Here is a 22,981-nt window from a genome sequence, read left to right as displayed (position 1 = left end):
TATCCAGTGTTTCTTGCTTTTTTTTGACCTCTTGCCCGCCGGAATTTGCGTATAGCGTCGGTTGGAATTGTCGACCGGCATTGGTAACGTGCCGGGAATCGGCCGTTTGCCACTTCACTGGAGATAACGTTGCGCACAATTCTTTCCGGTCTGGCCATCCTGTTGGCCGCAACCGCATTTGGCGATGCCGCGATGGCCGCTCCCGTACACGCCATTTCCATGCATGGCGAGCCCGCGCTGCCGGCGGACTACAAGCATTTCCCGTACGTCAATCCCGATGTGAAGAAGGGCGGCAAGATCTCCTACGGCGTGGTCGGGACCTTCGACAGCCTCAATCCGTTCATCCTGAAGAGCATGCGCACGACGGCGCGCGGTATGTGGGATCCGGAATACGGCAATCTCGTCTACGAATCACTGATGCAGCGCTCCCGCGACGAACCCTTCACCATGTACGGTCTGCTGGCCCAGTCGGTGGAATGGGACGACGACCGGACGTTCATTCAGTTCAATATTAATCCGGCCGCGCGCTGGGCTGACGGGCAGCCGGTAACCGCAGACGATGTCATCTTCACCTTCGAACTGATGCGCGACAAGGGGCGCGTGCCCTTTGCCAACCGAATGGCGAAGGTGGCCAAGCTCGAGAAGGTCGGCGACCTCAGCGTCCGTTTCACCTTCACCGAAGACGCCGATCGCGAACTGCCGCTGCTGCTTGGGCTCTCTCCGGTCCTGCCGAAACACGCGACCGACGTGGCGACGTTTGACCAGACAACACTTAAAGCCCCACTTGGTTCAGGCCCTTATCGCGTTGCCGAGGTAAAGCCCGGCGAACGCATCGTCTACCGCCGCAACCCGGACTATTGGGCAAAGACCCTTCCTTCCAAAGTCGGCTTCGACAATTACGACGAGATCTCCGTCGAGTACTTCCTGCAGGAGAACTCCCTGTTCGAAGCCTTCAAGAAGGGCGAGATCGACATCTACCCCGAAGGCAGCGCCACCAAATGGGCCCGCGGCTACGACTTTCCTGCGGTTCGCTCCGGTGACGTCGTCAAGGAGACATTCACCCCGAAGACGCCCTCCGGTATGCTCGGCATCGTCTTCAACACACGCAAGCCGATGTTCGACAACCTCAAGCTCCGCCAGGGCTTGGCGCTGGTCTTCGACTTCGAGTGGGTAAACAAGAACCTGTTCGACAGCGCCTACACCCGCACCCAGAGCTACTGGCAGAACTCGACGCTTTCGTTTCTGGGTGCCGCTGCCGACGACCGTGAACTCGGTTTGATCGGCGATGCACGCGAGCACATCAACCCGGCAATCCTCGACGGCACCTATCGCCTGCCGGTGACGGATGCATCGGGGCGCGACCGCAACGTGCTGCGCGTGGCCGTCTCGCTGCTGCGCGAGGCCGGCTATCAGATCAAGGACGGCAAGATGGTTGACGCCAACGGCGCGCCGCTCGCCTTCGAGATCATGAGCCAGAATGCCGGTCAGGAGAAGATCGCCCTTGCCTACCAGCGCTTCCTGGCGCCGCTCGGCATCAAGGCCACGGTGCGCACCGTCGACGATTCGCAGTACCAGCAGCGCAGCCAGTCCTTCGACTACGACGTCATCATCAAGTCGTTCCCGTCGACGCTGTCGCCTGGCGTCGAGCAGGTCGGCCGCTGGACGTCCCAGTCACGCGACCGCCAGGGCAGCGACAATTTTGCCGGCGTCGCCGACAAGGAGGTCGACCGGATGGTTGAAAACATCCTGCAGGCCAGAACGTCCGAGGATTTCACCGCCGCGGTCAGGGCGCATGACCGGTTGCTGGTCAACAATTCCTATCTGGTGCCACTTTACCATCTGGACGCACAGTGGGTCGCCAGGCGCAAGCATATCGCTCGCCCGGCGACCGTGCCGCTCTACGGCTACCAGTTGCCGGCATGGTGGGACGAAAACGCCCAGTAAAAGGGGCGGTTCCCTTTTGGTAACGCATTGAAAGCCGGATGGAACCGGCTTATCTCGCAGCTTTGGCCAACAGGAAAGGCACCAGCACCATGCAAACCGTCAGCATCGATATCGTCTCCGACGTCGTCTGCCCGTGGTGCTATCTCGGAAAGGCGAGGCTCGACCAGGCCGTGGCCAATGTCGGCGCGGAGCTGCAGGTGGCGGTGCAATGGCGGCCTTACCAGCTCAATCCGGACCTGCCGCCGGAAGGTGTGGACCACAAGCAGCATCTTGCCGCCAAGCTTGGTGGTCAGGAAGCGGTAGACAAGGCGCATGAAATGCTACGCGCGCTTGGCCATACCGATGGCATCGCGTTCGATTTCGATGCCGTGAAGATCAGCCCCAATACGCTCGACGCGCACCGGCTCATCCGCTGGGCCGCCACCCATGGCGATGCGGCGCAATCGGCCGTCGTCAGCCTGCTCTTCAAGGCGAACTTCGAGGAAGGCCGCAATGTCGGCGATCACGCGGTGCTGCTCGATATCGCCGCAGACGCCGGACTCGACCGGCCTGTTATCGCCGCCCTTCTCAATTCGGACGCCGACAAGGATGCCGTAAAGGAAGAGATCGGCATGGCGCGCGAGATGGGTGTAACCGGCGTCCCCTGTTTCATCATCGACGGGCAGTATGCCGTGATGGGGGCGCAATCGGTCGAGGTATTGAGCAACGCACTTCGCGAAATCGCCCAGCTGAAAGCCACGGCCTGATCCCTCGATCCGGACCAACAACGCCGACAGCACGAGAAATATCCCGCAGATCAACAGCGCCAGCACCGCGTCGGACCGACGCGGTGATAGCTTTCGCTCGACAGCCGGTCTTGTGTTGGAGGCTAGGCCTGCTTTGCCAACCCGGCCAGTTGTGTCATCACCGTCGCTGCCCCCGAGAGGCGTTTTTCCGGCGTCACCAACTCGCGCTGGAAGAAGATGCTGTGGTCCGCTCTGATCTTCGCCAACGTGCCCTGCTTGGCGATGTAGCCGACCAGCGCCGCCGGGTTTGGAAATTCCTTGTTGCGAAGCTGGACGACGACGCCCTTCGGACCGGCGTCGAGCTTTTCGACATTGGCTGTGCGGCAGAGTGACTTGATATAGACGATCTTCAAGAGGTGCTGCACTTCGATCGGCAGCGGACCGAAGCGGTCGATCATTTCTGCGCCGAAGCCGTCAATTTCCTTGAGGTCTGTCAATTCGCCCAGACGGCGGTAGAGGCCAAGCCGAAGATGGAGGTCCGGTACGTAGTGTTCCGGGATCATCACCGGCGTGCCGACGGAGATTTGCGGCGACCAGCCGGTGTCGTGGACCTCTTCCTCGCCCTTGAGTTCGGCAACGGCCTCCTCGAGCATCTGCTGGTAGAGCTCGAAACCGACTTCCTTGATATGGCCGGACTGCTCTTCGCCGAGCAAATTGCCGGCGCCGCGGATATCGAGGTCGTGGCTTGCCAGCTGGAATCCGGCACCCAGCGTATCCAGCGACTGAAGAACCTTCAGTCGCCGTTCTGCCGTCGTGGTCAGCGTCTTGTTGACGGGCAAGGTAAACAGCGCGAAGGCGCGCACCTTCGACCGCCCGACGCGACCGCGCAACTGATAGAGCTGCGCCAGGCCGAACATGTCGGCGCGATGCACGATCAAGGTATTGGCTGTCGGCACGTCGAGACCTGATTCGACGATCGTCGTCGAGAGCAGCACGTCGAAGCGGCCCTCATAGAAGGCGTTCATGATATCTTCGAGTTCGGTCGCCGGCATCTGACCATGAGCGACGGCGACCTTCAGTTCCGGCACGTCGGATTTCAGGAAATCATGGATCTCCGAGAGGTCGCTGAGCCGCGGGCAGACATAGAAGCTCTGGCCGCCACGATAATGCTCGCGCATCAAGGTCTCGCGGATCACCAGCGCGTCGAACGGTGAGATGAAGGTGCGCACCGCCATGCGGTCGACCGGCGGTGTCGTGATCAGCGACAGTTCGCGCACGCCTGTCAGCGCCAGTTGCAGCGTCCGAGGGATCGGTGTTGCCGACAGCGTCAGCACGTGAACATCCGACTTCAGGTCCTTCAGCCGCTCCTTGTGCTTGACGCCGAAGTGCTGTTCCTCGTCGATGATGAGCAGGCCGAGATTGGCGAAGTTGACGGATGTTCCGAGCAGGGCGTGGGTGCCGACCACGACGTCGGTCTTGCCGTCGGCGACTTCCTTCTTGGTCAGCGCCAGTTCCTTGGAGCCCACCAGGCGCGATGCCTGCTGGATACGGATCGGCAAGCCACGGAAGCGCTCCGTGAAGGTCTTGAAATGCTGCCGCGCCAGCAGCGTCGTTGGCACGACGACGGCAACCTGAACGCCGTTCATCGCGGCGATGAAAGCTGCCCGCAGCGCAACCTCCGTCTTGCCGAAGCCGACGTCGCCGCAGACGAGCCGGTCCATCGGCCGGCCGCTACCGAGATCCTCGCGCACGGCATCGATCGAGCTCAACTGGTCCTCGGTCTCGTCATAGGGGAAGCGCGCAACGAATTCATCGTAGGTGCCGTCCTGGGCGACAAGCACGTGAGCGTGGCGGGTGTGGCGCTCGGCCGCGATGCGGATGAGGCCACCTGCCATATCGAGCAGGCGCTTCTTGAGCTTGGCCTTGCGGGCCTGCCAGGCGACGCCGCCGAGCTTGTCGAGGATCGTATCCGTCCCCTCTGAGCCGTAGCGCGACAGGAGTTCGATGTTCTCGACCGGCAGGAAGAGCTTGGCATTGTCGGCGTAGACCAGTTCCAGGCAATCGTGCGGCGCACCGACCGCCTCGATCGTGCGCAGCCCGACGAAGCGGCCGATGCCGTGCTCGGCATGCACGACGTAGCTACCCTCGTCGAGACCGGCGACCTCGGCGATGAAGTCGGCGCCGCGCTTGCGCCGCTTGGAACGGCGTACCATGCGGTCGCCGAGAATGTCCTGCTCGCCGATGACGACGAGATCGCCCGTCTCGAAACCGGCCTCGATACTGAGAACCGCGGATGCGGCTTCGCCCGGCTTCAGCGTCTTGATGTCGGCCATCGCCTTGATCTGGCGGATGTTGCCGAGGCCGTGCTCGACCAGCACCTGCAGCAGGCGGTCGAGCGAGCCCTCGCTCCAGCCCGAGACGATAACCTTGGAGCCTTTGGACCGCTTCTCGGCGATGTATTTGACCGCCTGGTCAAAGACGTTGACGCGATCACCCTCGGCCTCGCCTTCGCCTGATGTCTTCGCCCAGCGCACGCTCTGGCGCGCGTCGAGGGTGACGACCTGGCGCGCCTCGCCTTCCTGTTCGCTGAAGGGCGTGAGGCGAACGGCGTTGCGCTCAGCGAGCGCAGCCGCAAAGCCTTCGGCGTTCAGGTAGAGGAATTCCGGCGGCACGGGCTTGTAGGGCGTGCCCTGCGTTGCCAGCGACTTGCCAGGCGATGCCGCCGTATGGCGGGCGTCGTAGTAATCGAGAATGAGCTTCGACCGTTCCGCGGCGGCTTCGCGCGCCAGATGGTCGGTGACGATGCGAAAACCCTCGAGATAGTCGAAGACGGTCTCCAGGCGATCGTAGAACAGCGGCAGCCAATGCTCCATGCCGGCATAGCGGCGCCCTTCGGAAACGGCTTGGTAGAGCGCGTCATCCCGGGTGGTTGCACCGAACAGCGACAGATACCGCGTGCGGAAGTGGCTGATCGTCTCCGGCGTCAGCGACACCTCGCTCATCGGATTGAGGTCGAGGGAACGGACCTGGCCAGTCGTGCGCTGGCTTGCCGGATCGAAGGAGCGGATGGTCTCGAGCGTGTCTCCGAAGAAGTCGAGCCGCAGCGGATCGCCGCTGCCGGGGACGAAGACGTCGAGGATGCCGCCACGCACGGCATATTCGCCGACTTCACGGACTGTCGCGACGCGCTCGAAGCCGTTGCGTTCCAGCCGTGCCGCGACATCGTCCATGCGGACCTGGTTGCCGGGACGGGCCGAGAAGGCAAGGCTCTCGATCACGTCCTGCGGCGAGATCTTCTGCAGGGCAGCGTTGACCGTCACCAGCACGATGGCTGCATGCGGCTTCTTGCGGTGGGCGATGAGCGCGCTCAGCGCCGCAAGCCGGCGCGCCGACGTGTCGGCACTCGGGGAGACCCGGTCGTAGGGGAGGCAATCCCAGCCCGGAAGCGTCAGCACCGGAATATCGGGAGCGACGAAGCTCAGCACCTGCTCCAGATCGGCAATGCGCTGGCCATCCGAGAGAATGTAGGCCACCGGCGCACCGGCCCGGGCCAGATCGGCAAGCACCAGCGCCTCGGCGCCTGATGGAACCGGGCCAATCGTGACTTCACGCGTTGCCGCTACGATCTTCTTCGGGTCAAGGCCAGCCAGCATCGATCTACTTCATCTCTTCGGGGAGCCGCTCGAAATCGGGGCGGTAAGCGGCGATGCGCGTAAACATCGGCGTCTGGTAACGCTCGGGCACCGGCTGTTCGCCGATGATCCACTTGACGAGATCGTTGTCTTCCTCGGCCATAATGATCTCAAGCTCGTCCAGTTCGACCTCGGAGAGGCCGGGAAGCTCGGCTTCAGCGAACTGTCCGAGAACGAGGTCCATTTCGCGGATGCCGCGATGCCAGGCGCGAAACAGGATCCGGCGGCGACGCGGATCGAGATCGGCGCTGGTGCGTGAAATGCCAGTCATGGGGATTCCTTCCTGCCGTCCGCGGAGGTACGGTATGTCGTCACTGGGCTCTATAAACGCTGAATAGATGATTGTCAGCCTTGCCAAACTCCAAATTGTCGTCGCAATTTCATCGCCATGCGCCCTGCCCTGCTCGACCCGCTCTTTTCGCCGCTCAACACTTTGCCCGGAATCGGACCGAAGATCGGAGAGCTGTATGCCCGGCTTCTCGGCCGCGAGAGCATCGAGGACTGCCGCGTCGTCGACCTTGTGTTCCATGCGCCGCACTCGCTGATCGATCGGCGGCAGCAGCCGGGGATCGCCAACGCGCCGCAAGGCGTAATTGTAACGATCACCGGGCGCGTCGATCGCCATCAGCCACCGCCACCCGGCAAGCAGAACTTGCCTTACCGCATCTTCCTGCATGACGACACCGGTGAGTTGGCGCTCACCTTCTTCCGCGTCAAAGGCAACTGGCTGGAAAAATCGCTGCCGGTCGACGAGACCGTGATCGTCAGCGGCAAGGTCGACTGGTTCAACGGCCGGCCGTCGATGGTTCACCCCGACTATATGGTCAAGGCAAGCGAGGCGGACAACCTGCCCCTCGTCGAACCCGTCTACGGGCTGACGGCCGGGCTCTCCGCCCGCATCCTGCGCAAGTCGATCGAGGCGGCGGTTGCCCGCGTGCCTGACATGCCGGAGTGGATCGACGACGCGCTCGTTTCGAAGCAGGGTTTTCAAAGTGCCGCCGACAGTTTCCGCGCTTTGCACGAGCCACGCGATGCCACGGACATCGACCCGCAGGCGCCGGCGCGCCGACGGCTTGCCTATGACGAATTCCTGGCCGGCCAGCTCTCCCTTGCCCTTGTTCGCCAGCGTCTGCGCAAGGTTTCCGGCACGCCGGTGCATGCGACGGGCAAACTCTCCGGCCCCGTCATTGCTGCACTGCCCTTTTCGCTGACGGCGAGCCAGTCGACCGCGATTGCAGACATTCTGAAAGACATGGCCGGGGACGATCGGATGCTGCGCCTGCTGCAGGGCGACGTCGGTTCCGGCAAGACCATGGTCGCGCTGATGGCGATGCTGGCTGCGGTCGAATCGGGCGGCCAGGCCGTCTTGATGGCCCCGACGGAAATCCTGGCGCGGCAACATTTCGCCACGCTTTCGAAAATGGCCGCTCCGGCCGGTATCACCATGGATGTCCTGACCGGTCGCACCAAGGGCAAGGAGCGGGACGCGATCGTCGAGCGCATTGCCTCCGGGGAGACGCGGATCGTCGTCGGCACACATGCCCTGTTCCAGGACACCGTCAACTACAGGGAACTCACGCTTGCGGTCGTCGACGAGCAGCACCGCTTCGGCGTCCACCAGCGCCTGCGCCTGACCGCCAAGGGCATCTCGCCACACATGCTGGTGATGACCGCCACACCGATCCCACGCACGCTGGTACTGGCCGCCTTCGGCGACATGGATGTTTCCAAGCTGACCGAAAAGCCGGCCGGCCGAAAGCCGATCCAGACGGTCACCATTCCGACCGAACGCACGGATGAAATTGTCGACCGGCTGGCTGCGGCGCTCAAGGAAGGCAAGAAGGCCTACTGGATCTGCCCCCTGGTCGAAGAATCCGAAGCAATCGACGTCATGTCGGCCGACGAGCGCTACCAAGGGCTCGCCAAGCGCTTCGGGCGGGATGTCGGACTTGTACATGGCCGCATGAACGGGGCGGAAAAAGACGCCGTCATGCTCGCGTTCAAGAATGGGGAAATCCGCCTGCTTGTCGCCACCACCGTCGTCGAAGTCGGCGTCGACGTGCCCGACGCCACCATCATGGTGATCGAACACGCCGAACGGTTCGGGCTGGCGCAACTGCATCAGTTGCGCGGCCGCGTCGGTCGCGGTGACGAAGCCTCGACCTGCATTCTCCTCTACAAGAGCCCGCTTGGTGAAACCGGCCGGGCGCGCCTATCGATCCTGCGCGACAGCGAGGACGGCTTTCTGATCGCCGAGGAAGACCTGAAACTGCGCGGCGAAGGCGAATTGCTGGGGACGCGGCAGTCCGGCACGCCGGGCTTTCGCATAGCAAGCCTTGAGGCGCACGGCGACCTGCTCGAAATCGCCCGCAAGGACGCAGCCTACATGATTGAACGGGATCCGGATCTGACATCGCCGCGTGGCGAGGCACTGAGGACCCTGCTCTACCTGCACCGCCGCGACGAGGCGATCCGCTTCCTGCGTGCCGGCTGAAGCATCTCCAGCAGCGGCGCGACGCAGCCTCATTTCTGGAAAGTCATAAATGCAGACAGGTCAAGCGGACTTCTGCTGGGCGATCTTTCGCGGTGGGGCATTGGCAAGCGGATTGTAGTCCGGCGCCACAAGGCCGCCCGAAATCAGAAGCTTGGCCGCGTCCTCGGCACTCATCTCAAGCAGGATGATCTTCTCGCGCGGTACGAACAGCAGGAAACCGGCGGTCGGGATCGGGGTCGGCGGCAGAAACACCGTCACCATATCCATGCCGCGCTCGCTAAACTTGGCGGCAACCTCGCCCTTGACGTCGGTCGCGATGAAAACGAGCGACCAGAGGCCGGGGCTCGGATATTCGATCAGGCCTGCCTTCTTGAACGACGACGACTGCTCCTGCAGCACGGTCTGGAAAATCTGCTTCAGCGACTTGTAGATGGTGCGAACCAGCGGCGTCCGGCTGACGAGGGATTCGCCGAAGGCAACGATCGAGCGCCCGACCAGATTGGCGGTGAGGAAGCCGACCAGGGTGATGACGATGAGCGCGACCAGCAGGCCGAAACCGGGAATGGCCACCGGCGAATAGGTGTCCGGGTTATAGAAATTCGGCAGATAGGGCTTCACCCATCCATCGGCCCATTCGATGAAGGTGCGGACCAGCCAGACAGTGATTGCCAGCGGCGCGCAGATGATCAGCCCTGTCAGGAAATAGTTCCGCAACCGGGTCGCAATATAGCCGCTCTTCGAATTTTCGCTCATGCCTCGTCCGTTTAAACCTCACTCGGCGCCGAACGCCGGATGATAGGCAACCGTGCCTTCAGGCACCGCGCCGGAGAAGGCCAGCGCCATGAAATATTGCGGCGCACAACCCGGGAATACAAGCGAAGATTCGTGTCCGAATCTGAACTTTTGGTAATAGTCGGGGTCGCCCATGACCACGCAGCCAGCCGCACCGTCGCCGGCAAGCATTGCGAGCCCCTCGCGGATCAGCCGGCTGCCAACGCCCTTCGTCTGATGGTCCGGCAAAACGGCGACAGGACCGAGCCCGAACCAGCCTGCGACCGGCGGGGTGAGCGTCACTGGCGAGAAGGCGACATGGCCGACGATGTGGCCTTCGTCTTCGGCCACAAGCGAGAGCGTCAGAGCGCCCTGCTCTCGAAGGCGCTCGATGATGAAAGGCTCGCTCTGGTCGCTGTGCGGGTGATCCTTGAAGGCGGCGGCCGTCACGTCGTGGATCGCCTGCTCGTCGCCCGCACTTTCCGACCGGATGGTGATCATTCGACCGTGACCGACTTTGCGAGGTTACGGGGCTGGTCGACATCGGTGCCCATGAACACGGCGGTATGGTAGGCGAGCAGCTGGATCGGCAGCGAGAAGATCATCGGCGCGATGATCTCGTCGACATTCGGCAGCACGATCGTCGCCATCGTCTCGAGTTTAGAGGCGGCTGCGCCCTTCTCGTCCGTGATCAGGATGATGCGACCGCCGCGGGCCGCCACTTCCTGCATGTTCGACACGGTCTTTTCGTAGAAGCGGTCGTGCGGCGCGATGACGATGACGGGCATGTTTTCGTCGATCAACGCGATCGGCCCGTGCTTCAGCTCGCCGGCGGCATAACCTTCGGCGTGGATGTAGGAGATTTCCTTGAGTTTCAGCGCGCCTTCCATCGCCAGCGGGAAGCTGGTGCCACGACCGAGGTAAAGCACGTCGCGGCACTTCGACAGCTCGCGAGACAGCATCTCGATCTTCGGCTGGATGGCGTTCAGCACCTGGCCCATGATGCGCGGCATCTCCGTCAGATGACGAACGAGTGCCTGTTCCTCGTCGGCAGACACCGTGCCGCGTGCGCGGCCGGCGCCGATCGACAAGGCCGCCAGTACCGCCAGCTGGCAGGTGAACGCTTTGGTCGAGGCGACCCCGATCTCGGGCCCGGCAAGAATCGGAAACACGGCATCGGATTCGCGCGCGATCGTCGATTCGCGCGTGTTGACGACCGCACCGATCTTCAGTCCGTGATCCTTGCAGTAGCGAAGCGACGCCAGCGTGTCAGCGGTTTCGCCCGATTGCGAGATGAACAAGGCTGCCGACTGCGGCGACAGTGGGATTTCGCGGTAGCGGAACTCGGAGGCAACGTCGATCTCGACCGGCAGGCGGGCGTAACGCTCGAACCAGTACTTGCCGACAAGACCAGCGAGATAGGCAGTGCCGCAGGCGGAGATCGCGAGGCTCGGCACGCCGGCAAAATCGATCGCATCCGTGGGCGCCTTCACCCGGTTTTCGGCAAAGTCGATGTAGTGGCCGAGTGCATGGGAGATCACCTCCGGCTGCTCGTAGATTTCCTTTTCCATGAAGTGCCGGTGATTGCCCTTGTCGATCATGTAGGCGGCCGCCATCGAGATCTGTCGCGGGCGATCGACGGCATTGCCGGCGAGATCAAAGATATGGGCGCCATTGGCGCCGATCACCGCCCAGTCGCCATCGACCAGATAGGTGATCTCGTTAGTAAAGGGCGACAGAGCGATTGCGTCTGAGCCTAAGAACATCTCGCCCTTGCCATGGCCGATCGCCAGCGGCGGGCCGTTGCGGGCAGCCATGATGGTCGAGGGATCGTCCTGGAAGAGGACGGCCAGCGCGTAGGCGCCGGTGACACGCTTCAGCATCGCATGCATGGCCTCGCGCCGGCCAAGGCCGTCGCGACGAAACTTCGCCAGGAGATGCGCCACGACTTCGGTGTCGGTCTGCGTCTCGAACTTCGCCCCACTGGCGATCAGTTCGTCCTTCAGCTCGGAAAAATTCTCGATGATGCCGTTGTGGACCACGGCAACGCCGTCGGTAAAATGCGGATGGGCGTTGCGCTCGGTCGGTGCACCATGCGTCGCCCAGCGTGTGTGGGCAATGCCGATCGTGCCGGCCAGCGGCTCTTCGCGCAGGCGGCTCTCCAGATTGACCAGCTTGCCCTCCGCCCGGCGCCGCTCAAGCGCACCGGCGTGGATGGTCGCAACACCGGCCGAATCGTAGCCGCGGTATTCCAGGCGCTTCAACGCATCGACCAACCGCTCCGAGACCGGCTGGTTCCCAACGATGCCAACAATTCCGCACATAGTCGTCTCCGAATTCGTCCCGCGCCGTTTCGACGCCCCAATCGACAGGGCGGAAGTCCCGCCCGGCGCGCTGCCTTGGTAACGCATTTGCCGGACGAGGCAATCCGCCCCGATTTCACTTTCGGTTTCAGTATTTAACGCGGCCTCTATCCAGCAGCCTTGGCCGCCTTTTTGGCGGCCTTCACTGCTTCGTAGCGCTCGCGCAAGACACGCGCCCTGCCCGGCTTGATCTCCTGGCGCGCGCGGCCGAAGGCAACGGCATCGGCCGGCACATCCTCGGTGATGACGCTGCCGGAGGCGACCAATGCGCCATCGCCAATCGTCACCGGCGCCACCAGCGAGGAATTCGAGCCGACGAAGGCATTCTCGCCGATGCGGGTCTCGTGCTTGTTCACACCATCATAGTTGCAGGTGATCGTGCCGGCACCAATGTTGGATCCGGCACCGACGAAGGCATCGCCGATATAGGTCAGGTGATTGACCTTGGCACCGGCCCCGATTTCCGCCTTCTTGACTTCGCAGAAATTACCGACCTTCGACTTCTCGCCAAGGTCGGCGCCGGGCCGCAGCCGCGCATAGGGACCGACCGTCGCGCCAGAGCGCACGTTCGCTCCCTCCAGATGCGAGAACGCATGGATGATGGCGCCACTCTCGACCCGAACGCCCGGGCCGAAGACGACGTTCGGCTCGATCAGCACGTCCTGTTGCAGCTCTGTGTCCCAGGCAAGGAAAACGGTCTCCGGCGCAATCATCGACACGCCTGATAGCATCAGCTCGTGACGGCGGCGCTCCTGCCAGAGCCGCTCGATAAAGGCGAGTTCGGAGCGAGTGTTGCAGCCGGTCAGCTCTTCTTCCGGCGCCTCGACGGCGATGGCACGACCGCCGATCGCCCTGACGATCTCGACCAGGTCAGTCAGGTAGTATTCGCCCTTAACGTTATCGTTGCCGATGCGGTCGAGCAGATCGATCGCCTTGCGACCATCGATCGCCATAAGCCCGCCGTTGCAATAGGTGATGCGGCGTTCTTCCTCGGTTGCATCCTTGTGCTCCCGGATCGCGATCAGCGCGCCATCTTCCACGATCAGCCGGCCATAACCGGAAGGGTCGGCAGCCTCAAAACCGATGACGACGACATCGTTGCCGGCGGCTAGGCCATCGCGCGCGGCCTTCAGAGGCTCTGGCGTGATCAGCGGCGTATCGCCAAAGATGACCAGGATGTCGTCAAATCCCTTGGAAATTGCTTCGCGCGCCGCCAGAACCGCGTGTCCCGTGCCGAGGCGTTCCTTCTGGAGGAACGAGGCGATCGATACGCCACCGATCGCGGCGGCGCTCGAAACGGCATCGGCGTCACGACCGACTACGAGAGCCACGTCGGAGATCGCGGCACTCGAAAGCGCTGCAACCACATGGGCGATCATCGGCCGACCGGCCACCGGATGCAGCACCTTCGACATCGACGACTTCATCCGCGTGCTTTCACCCGCAGCCAGTACAATCGCCAGGCAACTCCGTTCCATCCAATGATCTCCTTGGTCTTTTTCTTGAAGGGCCAAACGGGTCGCCCGATTCGACCCTCGTTTATCAGCAACATATTGCGGGAAGCATAACTCGCACAATCACGTCACGTTAACCCGCTTAAAACCCGATGATGGCATAAGGAGAAGCGGAGCCTGCCTCGACAACCCATGCGCGTGCATCGCTCCCCCGGGGAGAGAAGCCGCAATGCATGCCAGCACCGATCTCGACGCAGCGGCAAAGCCGGCCAATAGCATTCTAGCCGCCGTTTGCTCGCCACTCGCGGCACTCGCTCTGGCGCTCGCCCTGCTCTCGTTGCTTCTGACGGTCACGATCCCGCAGCCGATAGGGCCAATGTTCTGGGATCACTATCTCTATCTCGACGCCGCCAACCGGCTTGGCGACGGCCAGATCCCATCGGTCGACTTCTTCGCGCCGGTTGGTGCACTGGGTTACTATCTCTTTGCCGCCTTGCAGTCTGCCTTCCCGAGCGGCCACCCCCTGTTGCTGGCCAGCTGGTGCCTTCTCGTCGTCACCGGGCCGTTGATCGGCCTTGTCACGTTCGACCTCCAGAAGCGTTCACGAACGCTGGCCTACGCCATACTGTTGCCGTTCCTTCTCTTTTCCGTACTCCCGTTCAACACCGGCGACTTCTACCCCTATCCGGGTTCGGATGGGTTTGGCATCTACAACCGCCAGGTCTGCCAATTGCTCTATGTGTTGGCCGCAGCGCTCATCTACGTCCGCAACCCACGCATCCTCATCGCAGTTGCAGCCGGCGCGATGATCGCGCTTTTCTTTGTAAAGGTCACCGGAGCCGTCGCCGGCGTCATTCTATGCCTGACGGCGTTTGCCGCCGGACGGCTCAGCCTGCGCTCAGCGGTCGTGGCAGCTCTGATCTTCTTTGGCATCCTTGCCGTTATCGAACTGTCCATCGGCGCAGTATCGGCCTATGTCGGCGACATTCTGGCGTTGCTCGACGTTAATGACGGGATCCTGCTGACGCGCCTGCTACAGGCCGTATCCCTGAATGCCGGTCTGTTGGTGCCGGCAAGCGTTCTCTGCCTGACCCTGTTCTTTGCCGACCGGCCTACTTTCGTCTCGTTGTTGGAGGATGCGTACCGACGGCCTTCGATCGCCGCCCTCGGCAGGGTTTTCGATCAGGATTTCTTCTGGCTTGGCACCTTTGTCGTGGCAGGAATCCTGTTCGAAAGCCAGAACACCGGCAGCCAGGCCTTCATCTTCCTCTACCCGCTGCTTCTCCGGATCGCTCTCGACTACGCCACGAAGGGCAAGGACAAACGGCTGACGATCGCGGTTTGGCTGCTCGCCATCGCTGCGGCACTGCCACCGATGACTGTCGTCGTCCAGAAGAGTGCACGCTCCTGGGTCGGCGCCGCCAACAATATCAGGATCGAAAGCCGCAACCTGAAAACCATGGGGGCCGTCAACGTCCGCCCGATCGTCGCCGCGCGAGCCGAGCGAATGCGCAACACCTACATCACCGAACCGGGCGCCTTCAAAGCCCTGGCAGATCAAGGCGAGTTGCCGTCATTCCTGTTCTATAGCGACTTCGACTTTCAAGCGGGCTGGCTGACGAATGTCGACAATGCGATCGATGCATTGCGCGCCTATGAGGATGCCAATGGCGTTCGCTTCGACACGATCTTCAACATCGACTTCGCCAATCCGTTTCCCTGGCTGATGGATCGCCACGCGCCGAAGCATGTCGCCATCGGCGCAGATCCATTCCGCGCGATCCCGGAGCCGGATCAAGACGTCCGCATCGCGGTCGCCGCCGTCGACATCGCCCTCGTGCCGACCTGCCCGACGACGAATGTCAACAGGACGCTCCTGGCGCTTTACCTGCCAAGCCTCGAGGCCGGCCACACACGCATCAAGCTCACGCCATGCTACGACGCGTTCGTGCGGAGCGGCCTTAACGCCGGCAGCTCCGGAGCAGCGGCCACCGGTTCTTGACGATCACGCCGGCGGTCGCAATCTGCTCTCTGTCAGGAGCCCATTCTCCTCAAGGATCGGATAGGCGACCGAGGCGATGTGAGCGTTGATGCGCTTCAAGTCGCGCAGCATGTCGAGATGCAGCGAACTGGTCTGCAGGCTTTCGAGCCGTCCGTCGCGCAACCGCTCGATATGACGTTCGGCTGATCGCTTTTCCATATGCCGAACATTGACTTTCACCTCGATCAATTGCCGGGCGAGATCGGCGTTGCGGGTGACGAAAATCGTCTGGGCGACGCGCAGATTGTCGATCGTCAGGTTGAAGAGACTTTTGAGCTCCTGATAGCCGTCCTCGGAGAATTTCAGGCCGTTGTTGACCTTTTTGCCGATCTGCTCGCACAGCCCCTTCTCGATGATGTCGCCCATGTGCTCAAGATTGATCGCATAGTCGATGATGACGATCGAGCGTCGCCCATCTTCCGGGCTCAGGCCATCACGACCCAGGCGTGACAGGAAGATCTTCACTTCCTGCTGCAGCAGATCGACCTGCTTCTCGAACTTGCCGACATCGCGGATCTCGGAAAGTTCGTTGTTGTTGAAAGCCGTCTGGGCGCGGATCAGCATCATCTCGATCAGGTCGCCGACACGCAGCACTTCGCGCGTGGCGCCCGAAAGGGCCATGACCGGTGTGTGCAGAACGTTCTCGTCGAGATAGCGCGGACCGGTTTCGTCGGTCTCGCTGTCGGGGATGAAGCGGGTCATCAGCCGCGACAGGAGGCCGGCAAACGGCCAGGCAAGGACGGCGACGGCAAGATTGAACGCCAGATGGATGTCCACTGGCAGGTTCTGCTTCGGCAAAGGCAAGCTTTGGAGAAACTCGACGCTGACGCCGGTCAGAGGCAGTGCGATCAGGCAGCCGATGCCGCGAACCACCAGGTTGCCAAGTGTCACACGCCGGGCCGGCGGCGCCGAAGACAGTGTCGCCATGACAGGCGGGATCGCGCCGCCGAGATTGGCACCGAGCACCAGCGCCACCGTCAGCCCGACGGAGAGAACGCCGGCGGTGGAAAGCGAGAGCACCAGCATCACCACCGCAAGGCTGGAGGAAGATGCAAAGGCAAGGCCCGCCGATATGATCAAGGCCACCGGCCAGGCACTGTCGAGCATGCCGAGGAATGCGGCCAGCGCCGCCGATTCGCGCATCGGCTCGGTCGCAAGGCCAAGCAGATGCAGCGACAGCAACATCAGGCCAATGCCGACGAAAGCCGCACCGAGACCCTGTCGTGCGTTCGACCGGCTGACGCGATGCAGTATCACACCGACCAGAATGATCATCGGCGACAGCCATTCGATACCCGTCGCCACGATCCATGCTGTAACAGCCGTGCCGACATTGGCGCCGAGCAGGACGATCTGTGCCATGCGTGAGCGGATCAGCCCCTTTTCCACAAAGGACGCCGTCATCAGGGCCGTCGCAGTCGAGCTCTGCAGGGCAAGGGTGGCGAACAGCCCCGTCAGGAACGACCGCGTCGGCCCGCTCGTGCCCCGAGCAAGGCCGGCCCGCAGCTTCGCCCCGAAGGCGCGCGTGACCCCTTCCTTGACCAGGGAAAGGCCGAACAGCAGCAGCGCCACCGCCCCAAACAGATTGACCATAACGATTGTCGATTGCATGGCATGTCTTTCCACGGAGGCCGCATGAATCGCCCCGCCTGATACACACAACCATAGTTCCGAAGTGTTTTCGATCTCAATCCAGCGACGGCGAATTCCTCAGTATGACGGCCAAATTTCTGTTGCCGGCTAATAAATCCGACGCCAATTTTGTCATTAGCGCCGTCGCATCGATAGCGATCGACATCGCAAAGAGTTCGCCCGGGCCTCCCGGCTGCCGATTGCCCGAAGTCCGGACGAATCACTTGAATTGCCGTGATCTGCGGGTGGCGCGCAATTTGCGCCATTGCGCCCTTCATTTCCTGTTTCGTTTGTTTTAAGGAACGAACTCGTTTGGCCAACAGCCACCGCACTGCAACGAGGTTTCTGCCCCCATGCTCGAATTCCTGAGAAAAGCCGCCCAGACCTGGGTCGTCAAAGGCCTGCTCGTCATTCTCGTGCTGTCATTCATGGTGTGGGGCGCATCGACATCGATGATCGCGAACCAATCGGATGCCGTGGTCGTCGTCGGTGACGTCAAGGTCAAGGCGCCGGACTTCCGGCTTGCTTACGAGCGGCAGCTCGCACTCGTTTCCCGGCAGCTCGGCACACGCCTGACGCCGCAGCAGGCAAAGGCGTTCGGCATCGAGCAGCAGGTCTATTCCCAGCTCGTCGCGGGTGCAGCCCTCGACCAGCTCGCCGGCGACATGAACCTCGGACTTTCGGAAGACCGGCTGGCCAAGCTCATCGCCGAAGATCCGGCCTTCCACAGCGTCAACGGCCAGTTCGATCGCATGACGTTCTCCAGCGTTCTGCGCAACGCCGGCCTTCGCGAGCAGGACTACATCAACAACCGCAGCCAGGTTGCCGTGCGCTCGCAGATCGTCGATGCCCTGTCCGACGGCTATATCGCACCGAAGGTGCTGAGCGACGCGATCGCGTCCTACCGTCACGAAAAGCGCACGATCGACTACGTCCTGCTGTCGAACGCCAACATCGACCCGGTAAAGGCGCCGGGCGATGACGTTCTTGCCCCCTGGTATGACAGCCGCAAGGCGAACTACCGTGCGCCGGAATACCGCAAGGTCACCTACCTGAAGCTGGCGCCCGAAGATCTTGCCGACGTGACGACCGTCGTCGATGCGGACGTCCGCGCCGACTACGACAAGCGCAAGGACAACTTCCGCACCGAAGCGTTGCGTACGATCGAACAGCTCGCCTTCCCCTCGCGTGAGGCAGCGGACGCTGCAGCAGCCAAACTCGCGGCTGGCACATCCTTCGACGACCTTGTGAAGGCCGAAGGCAAGACGCCGGCCGACGTTCTGCTCGGCGAGTTCACCCCTGCAAATGTTCCGGACGCCAAGATCGGCGAAGCCGCCTTTGCGATCGCCGCCAATGGTGGCACCTCGCCGGTCGTCGATGGCGCCTTCGGCCCCGTGATCCTGCGCGTGACGAACATCCGTCCGGAAACGGTGCGCAGCTTCGATGAAGTGAAGGAAGAACTGCGCAAGGAAATTGCGCTGGCAAACGCGCAGGGCGAAATTGTCGGCCTTCACGACAAGATCGAGGACGAGCGTGCTTCCGGCGCCTCGCTCAAGGATCTGGCTGAGACCCTCAAGTTGAAGGTTGCGACCATTGATGGCATCGACGCAACCGGCAAGGACATGAACGGCGATGATGTCGCTGTGCCCGAGCCGAACGCTCTGCTGCAGGAAGTCTTCAAGGCCCAGATGGGCGACGAGACGCTGCCGGTGAATATCGGCCGTGACGGCTACGTCTGGTTCGACCTCGACGAAGTGGTTCCGGCACGGGATCGCACGCTCGACGAAGCACGTGACGAAGTGGCAGCGGACTGGACAGCAGAACAGCAGCGCACGGCTCTCGCAACCAAGGCCACGGAGCTGAGGCAGCGCATCGAAAAGGGCGCGACGCTCGCCGATATCGCGACGGAACTGGGTCTTGCCGTCGAAACGAAGGCCGGATTGACCCGGTCGACGTCGGACGCGGCCCTGAGCCCGGCCGCCGTTGCTGCCGCCTTCAGCGGTCCGGATGGTCACGTTGCCAACGCCGCCGGTATCGGTGGCGACGGTCAGATCCTGTTGCGTGTCACCTCGATCGAGAACAACGGTCCGACCGACGCGCTCGAGGACGACAGCCGCCAGATCCAGGCCATGGCCCGCGCCAGCGGCGACGACATTCTCGACCAGATGGTCTCGACGCTGCAGTCGGCCTACGGTGTTTCGATCAATCAGACGCTTGCCGAAACGGCTTTGGCACAGAGATAAGCGGCAAGGAAAACAACCGATGAGTGATCTGAAACCGTTTGTCGCCAAAGTCGCCGCCGGCGAGGCACTCAACCGCGAAGACGCACGAGCGGCTTTCGAGATCATCATGTCGGGTGCGGCGACGCCATCGCAGATTGGCGGCTTCCTTATGGCTCTGCGCGTCCGTGGTGAAACCGTGGATGAAATCGTCGGCGCGGTTGCCGCCATGCGCGCCCGCATGTTGCCGGTCGATGCTCCGGCCAATGCCGTCGATATCGTCGGCACTGGCGGCGACGGCGCCGGCACCTACAATATCTCGACCTTGGCCTCGCTGATCGTTGCGGGTGCGGGCGTCCCGGTCGCCAAGCATGGCAATCGTGCGCTGAGCTCCAAGTCCGGCACGGCCGACGCGCTGTCCTGCCTCGGCGTCAAGCTCGATATCGGCCCGGAAGCGATTTCACGCTGCATCCGCGAAGCTGGCGTCGGCTTCATGTTTGCCCAACAGCATCATTCCGCCATGCGTCATGTCGGCCCGACGCGCGTCGAGCTCGGAACCCGCACGATCTTCAACCTGCTCGGACCGCTCTCCAATCCCGCCGGCGTCAAGCGGCAGCTCGTCGGCGTCTACGCGCCGCAGTGGGTCCAGCCACTGGCGGAGGTGCTTCGCGACCTCGGATCCGAAAATGTCTGGGTCGTGCATGGCGAAGGTCTCGACGAGATCACTACCACCGGCACGACGCAGGTTGCGGCTCTAGAGAATGGCAAGATCAGCACCTTCAACCTCACGCCGGACGATTTCGGCCTGCAGACGGTCACTCTCGACGCCTTGAAGGGCGGCGACGGCGCGCATAACGCCGTTGCGCTCCAGGCTGTGCTCGATGGTGCTGAAAACGCCTACAGGGACATTTCGCTTGCCAATGCGGCCGCATCGCTGATGATTGCCGGCAAGGCTACAAATCTTGGTGAAGGCATGACGCTCGCCCGCCAATCGCTTGCAAGCGGTGGCGCCAAAGCGGCGCTGCAGCGCCTGGTCAGCGTATCGAACGCTGCGTAAGACAAGGAACCGCGCCATGACCGATATCCTGCGCAAGATCGAAGCCTATAAGCGCGACGAGATCGCCGCGGCCAAATCGCAAACCTCGATCGAGGACCTGAAGGCCCGCATCGCCGAACAGTCCGCTCCGCGCGGGTTCCATGCGGCATTGTCCGCACGCCAAAATGAGGGCCGATTCGGCCTGATCGCCGAAATCAAGAAGGCGAGCCCGTCGAAAGGCCTGATCCGCCCTGATTTCGATCCGCCGGCCCTGGCGAAGGCGTATGAGGCTGGCGGCGCAGCCTGTCTTTCTGTGCTGACCGACGGACCGAGCTTCCAGGGGGCTTCGGCATTCCTTGAGGCTGCGCGTGCAGCCTGCGCCCTTCCAGCGTTGCGCAAGGACTTCATGTTCGACACCTACCAGGTGCTGGAAGCCCGCGCCTGGGGTGCGGATTGCATTCTGCTCATCATGGCTTCGCTGAGCGACGACGACGCCCGACGCCTGGAGGATTCTGCCTTTTCTCTCGGGATGGATGTCCTCATCGAAGTGCACGACGCCGAAGAGATGGAGCGGGCGCTCAAGCTTGCCTCGCCGCTGGTCGGCATCAACAATCGCAATCTGAGAACATTCGACGTCGACCTCGCAGTGTCAGAGCAACTGGCATCCATGGTTCCGTCCGATCGGCTGCTCGTCGGCGAAAGCGGCATCTTTACCCATGACGATTGCAAGCGACTGGAATTGAGTGGCATCACCACATTCCTGGTTGGCGAAAGCCTGATGCGCAAGAGCGATGTCGAGACAGCAACACGCGCACTCCTGACCGGCTCCGAAAGCGTCCTGGCGGCGGAATGATGAGCAAGACCACGCTCACACACCTCGACAGCAGCGGCGAAGCGAACATGGTCGACGTCGGCGGCAAGGCCGAGACAGTCCGCACCGCCACTGCCGAGGGCCACGTGCGCATGCGTCCCGAGACGCTTGCGCTGATCCTGGAGGGTGATGCCAAAAAGGGCGATGTTATCGGCACGGCGCGGCTGGCCGGCATCATGGCCGCCAAGCAGACATCCAGTCTCATTCCGCTCTGCCACCCGCTGATGCTGACCAAGGTGTCAGTGGACATTGTGCCCGACCCGGCCCTACCGGGCTTGCGGGTCGAGGCACTTGCCAAGCTGACCGGCAAGACCGGCGTCGAGATGGAGGCGCTGACCGCCGTCAGCATCGCCTGCCTGACCATCTACGACATGGCGAAGGCTGCCGACCGGGAGATGGAAATCGGTGGCATCCAGCTTGTGAGCAAATCCGGCGGACGGTCGGGCGATTACCAGCGTCGAGGAGACTGACGGACGATGTCGCTGCTTTCCGTCGAAGATGCGCTTGACAGGATCCTCGGCAGCGCCAGCCCGCGGCAGGCGATCGAAGAGATCGGCCTGCATGACGGCCTCGGTCGTGTCCTGGCGCAGGATGTCGCTGCGCGCGTGACCCACCCCGCCTTCGACAATTCCGCGATGGATGGTTATGCCGTGCGCCACGACGATGTCGGCACCGTCGGCGCCGAACTCGGCGTCATCGGCCAATCCGCTGCAGGCCATGGCTTCGGTGGCAAAGTAAACGCCGGGCAAGCCGTTCGCATTTTTACCGGAGCGCCGCTTCCTGCGGGCGCCGATACCGTCATTATCCAGGAAGACACCGAGCAGCTTGCGGATAGCAGAATTCGTACCTCGTTTGCACCCGGCAAGGGGCGGCATATCAGGCTATCCGGCCAGGATTTTACAGCCGGCGAGACGGTGTTGCATGCGGGCGACGTGCTGGATGCCGGCCGGCTGACTGTTGCCGCCGGCATGAACCATGCGACCTTGCCGGTCTTCAAGAAGCCTTTGATCGCGATCCTTGCCACCGGTGACGAGTTGCTGACACCCGGTAGCGTACCTGGCGCCGATCAGATCATAGCCTCCAATACCTTTGGTGTTGCCGCCATTGCGCGCGACAATGGGGCCGATGTCCTCGACCTGGGTATCGTCCCGGACAACAGCCGGGCGATTTCAGCGGCCTTAGAGCAGGCAAGGCTCGCGCGAGCCGACGTACTCGTCACCCTTGGCGGCGCCTCGGTCGGCGATCATGACCTCGTGCAGTCGACCTTGCTTGCAAACGGGATGACGCTCGATTTTTGGCGCATTGCCATGAGGCCCGGAAAGCCCCTGATGGTCGGCCAGCTCGGCGGCATGGCGGTACTCGGCCTGCCGGGCAATCCTGTCTCCAGCCTCGTTTGCGCGCTTCTATTTCTCGAGCCCCTGATCCGAAAGCTGGCGAGCCTGGCGGCGCGCGACCGTCTTACCACCGCGCGCCTCGCCTCGCCCTTGCCTGCCAACGACAAGCGCCAGGACTATGTGCGTGCGCGGCTTTCGAAAGATGCGCACGGTTCCCTTTTGGCCCATCCCTTCCCGCGGCAGGATTCGTCGATGATGAAGGTGTTCGCACAGTCCGATTGCCTGATCGTTCGCGCGCCGAACGCCGAAGAGGCGCCGGTGGGCTCGCGCTGCCAGGTCCTCCAGCTCAGATAGCCCCGTATGCGCGGTCGCGCGACATGTTGCGCGCACTCGAGGCGCCGGACA

16 protein-coding genes are annotated in these 22,981 nt (G+C 62.6%); 9 read left to right on the top strand and 7 right to left on the bottom strand.

What is annotated here, in order from left to right; genetic code table 11:
• The first annotated feature begins 129 nt into the window (after positions 1–129).
• Together LPJGGPFB_RS10960 and LPJGGPFB_RS10955 are read left to right on the top strand one after the other, a co-directional pair.
• On the top strand, positions 130–1,944 hold the full coding sequence (locus LPJGGPFB_RS10960) for an extracellular solute-binding protein (protein ID WP_173419939.1): 1,815 nt from the start codon (positions 130–132) through the stop codon (positions 1,942–1,944).
• Positions 1,945–2,033: 89 nt separating this feature from the next.
• Positions 2,034–2,690 (top strand): DsbA family oxidoreductase, encoded by a 657-nt coding sequence (locus tag LPJGGPFB_RS10955; RefSeq protein WP_173419938.1) that lies wholly within the window; start codon positions 2,034–2,036, stop codon positions 2,688–2,690.
• 122 nt (positions 2,691–2,812) lie between these two features.
• Here LPJGGPFB_RS10955 and mfd read toward each other — a convergent pair whose 3' ends face one another.
• Together mfd and LPJGGPFB_RS10945 are read right to left on the bottom strand one after the other, a co-directional pair.
• On the bottom strand, positions 2,813–6,322 hold the full coding sequence (mfd, locus tag LPJGGPFB_RS10950) for a transcription-repair coupling factor (RefSeq protein ID WP_173419937.1): 3,510 nt from the start codon (positions 6,320–6,322) through the stop codon (positions 2,813–2,815).
• A gap of 4 nt (positions 6,323–6,326) precedes the next feature.
• A complete protein-coding gene (locus LPJGGPFB_RS10945) occupies positions 6,327–6,632 on the bottom strand; it encodes an FAD assembly factor SdhE (RefSeq protein ID WP_173419936.1) in 306 nt (101 codons plus the stop codon).
• 117 nt (positions 6,633–6,749) lie between these two features.
• On the opposite strand from LPJGGPFB_RS10945, the gene recG reads away from it, so the two are divergent.
• Complete coding sequence (gene recG, locus LPJGGPFB_RS10940; protein WP_173419935.1) at positions 6,750–8,855, top strand: ATP-dependent DNA helicase RecG; 2,106 nt, start codon at positions 6,750–6,752, stop codon at positions 8,853–8,855.
• A 60-nt stretch (positions 8,856–8,915) separates the two neighbouring features.
• On the opposite strand, the gene LPJGGPFB_RS10935 is transcribed toward recG, so the two are convergent.
• The 4 genes from LPJGGPFB_RS10935 to glmU all read right to left on the bottom strand — a co-directional run bounded on the left by LPJGGPFB_RS10935 (position 8,916) and on the right by glmU (position 13,467).
• A complete protein-coding gene (locus LPJGGPFB_RS10935; RefSeq protein ID WP_173419934.1) occupies positions 8,916–9,608 on the bottom strand; it encodes a DUF502 domain-containing protein in 693 nt (230 codons plus the stop codon).
• An 18-nt stretch (positions 9,609–9,626) separates the two neighbouring features.
• The gene (locus tag LPJGGPFB_RS10930) at positions 9,627–10,124 is read right to left on the bottom strand and encodes a GNAT family N-acetyltransferase (protein ID WP_173421012.1); all 498 of its coding nucleotides are present in this window, start codon (positions 10,122–10,124) and stop codon (positions 9,627–9,629) included.
• The gene (glmS, locus tag LPJGGPFB_RS10925) at positions 10,124–11,950 is read right to left on the bottom strand and encodes a glutamine--fructose-6-phosphate transaminase (isomerizing) (RefSeq protein WP_173419933.1); all 1,827 of its coding nucleotides are present in this window, start codon (positions 11,948–11,950) and stop codon (positions 10,124–10,126) included. The genes LPJGGPFB_RS10930 and glmS overlap by 1 nt, the downstream gene beginning before the upstream one ends.
• A 146-nt stretch (positions 11,951–12,096) precedes the next feature.
• Entirely contained in the window at positions 12,097–13,467 is a 1,371-nt protein-coding gene (gene glmU / locus LPJGGPFB_RS10920) for a bifunctional UDP-N-acetylglucosamine diphosphorylase/glucosamine-1-phosphate N-acetyltransferase GlmU (protein WP_173419932.1), read from the bottom strand.
• A 205-nt stretch (positions 13,468–13,672) separates the two neighbouring features.
• Between glmU and LPJGGPFB_RS10915 the strand changes: the two genes are divergently transcribed.
• Positions 13,673–15,445: a hypothetical protein gene (locus tag LPJGGPFB_RS10915; protein WP_173419931.1), complete on the top strand. Its 1,773-nt coding sequence runs from the start codon at positions 13,673–13,675 to the stop codon at positions 15,443–15,445.
• Positions 15,446–15,448: 3 nt separating this feature from the next.
• Here the strand turns inward: LPJGGPFB_RS10915 and LPJGGPFB_RS10910 are convergent, their stop codons facing one another.
• On the bottom strand, positions 15,449–17,095 hold the full coding sequence (locus LPJGGPFB_RS10910; RefSeq protein ID WP_173419930.1) for a Na/Pi cotransporter family protein: 1,647 nt from the start codon (positions 17,093–17,095) through the stop codon (positions 15,449–15,451).
• A 374-nt stretch (positions 17,096–17,469) separates the two neighbouring features.
• Between LPJGGPFB_RS10910 and LPJGGPFB_RS10905 the strand changes: the two genes are divergently transcribed.
• Genes LPJGGPFB_RS10905 through LPJGGPFB_RS10885 form a run of 5 tightly spaced genes read left to right on the top strand, consistent with a single transcriptional unit; the run spans position 17,470 to position 22,930 of the window.
• Positions 17,470–19,359, top strand: coding sequence for a peptidylprolyl isomerase (locus LPJGGPFB_RS10905; protein WP_173419929.1), 1,890 nt, complete (start codon positions 17,470–17,472; stop codon positions 19,357–19,359).
• 19 nt (positions 19,360–19,378) lie between these two features.
• Positions 19,379–20,392, top strand: coding sequence for an anthranilate phosphoribosyltransferase (trpD, locus tag LPJGGPFB_RS10900; protein ID WP_173419928.1), 1,014 nt, complete (start codon positions 19,379–19,381; stop codon positions 20,390–20,392).
• Positions 20,393–20,408: 16 nt separating this feature from the next.
• Complete coding sequence (trpC, locus tag LPJGGPFB_RS10895; RefSeq protein ID WP_173419927.1) at positions 20,409–21,224, top strand: indole-3-glycerol phosphate synthase TrpC; 816 nt, start codon at positions 20,409–20,411, stop codon at positions 21,222–21,224.
• On the top strand, positions 21,224–21,712 hold the full coding sequence (gene moaC / locus LPJGGPFB_RS10890; protein WP_173419926.1) for a cyclic pyranopterin monophosphate synthase MoaC: 489 nt from the start codon (positions 21,224–21,226) through the stop codon (positions 21,710–21,712). The genes trpC and moaC overlap by 1 nt, the downstream gene beginning before the upstream one ends.
• A 6-nt stretch (positions 21,713–21,718) precedes the next feature.
• Positions 21,719–22,930 carry a molybdopterin molybdotransferase MoeA gene (locus LPJGGPFB_RS10885; protein ID WP_173419925.1) on the top strand — a complete coding sequence of 404 codons (1,212 nt, stop codon included), beginning with the start codon at positions 21,719–21,721 and terminating at the stop codon, positions 22,928–22,930.
• The last annotated feature ends 51 nt before the right edge of the window (positions 22,931–22,981 follow it).

The organism is Ensifer adhaerens (genome assembly GCF_013283195.1).
GTDB classification, from domain to species: domain Bacteria; phylum Pseudomonadota; class Alphaproteobacteria; order Rhizobiales; family Rhizobiaceae; genus Ensifer; species Ensifer adhaerens_G.
This window is presented reverse-complemented; position numbering and strand designations above follow the sequence as displayed.

Excerpts from the sequence above, each read along its gene's own strand:
- LPJGGPFB_RS10955 (WP_173419938.1), top strand. The coding sequence starts at position 2,034 with ATGCAAACCGTCAGCATCGATATCGTCTCCGACGTCGTCTGCCCGTGG.
- mfd (WP_173419937.1), bottom strand. The coding sequence starts at position 6,322 with ATGCTGGCTGGCCTTGACCCGAAGAAGATCGTAGCGGCAACGCGTGAA.
- LPJGGPFB_RS10945 (WP_173419936.1), bottom strand. The coding sequence starts at position 6,632 with ATGACTGGCATTTCACGCACCAGCGCCGATCTCGATCCGCGTCGCCGC.
- recG (WP_173419935.1), top strand. The coding sequence starts at position 6,750 with ATGCGCCCTGCCCTGCTCGACCCGCTCTTTTCGCCGCTCAACACTTTG.
- LPJGGPFB_RS10935 (WP_173419934.1), bottom strand. The coding sequence starts at position 9,608 with ATGAGCGAAAATTCGAAGAGCGGCTATATTGCGACCCGGTTGCGGAAC.
- glmS (WP_173419933.1), bottom strand. The coding sequence starts at position 11,950 with ATGTGCGGAATTGTTGGCATCGTTGGGAACCAGCCGGTCTCGGAGCGG.
- glmU (WP_173419932.1), bottom strand. The coding sequence starts at position 13,467 with ATGGAACGGAGTTGCCTGGCGATTGTACTGGCTGCGGGTGAAAGCACG.
- LPJGGPFB_RS10915 (WP_173419931.1), top strand. The coding sequence starts at position 13,673 with ATGCATGCCAGCACCGATCTCGACGCAGCGGCAAAGCCGGCCAATAGC.
- LPJGGPFB_RS10910 (WP_173419930.1), bottom strand. The coding sequence starts at position 17,095 with ATGCAATCGACAATCGTTATGGTCAATCTGTTTGGGGCGGTGGCGCTG.
- LPJGGPFB_RS10905 (WP_173419929.1), top strand. The coding sequence starts at position 17,470 with ATGCTCGAATTCCTGAGAAAAGCCGCCCAGACCTGGGTCGTCAAAGGC.
- trpD (WP_173419928.1), top strand. The coding sequence starts at position 19,379 with ATGAGTGATCTGAAACCGTTTGTCGCCAAAGTCGCCGCCGGCGAGGCA.
- trpC (WP_173419927.1), top strand. The coding sequence starts at position 20,409 with ATGACCGATATCCTGCGCAAGATCGAAGCCTATAAGCGCGACGAGATC.
- moaC (WP_173419926.1), top strand. The coding sequence starts at position 21,224 with ATGAGCAAGACCACGCTCACACACCTCGACAGCAGCGGCGAAGCGAAC.
- LPJGGPFB_RS10885 (WP_173419925.1), top strand. The coding sequence starts at position 21,719 with ATGTCGCTGCTTTCCGTCGAAGATGCGCTTGACAGGATCCTCGGCAGC.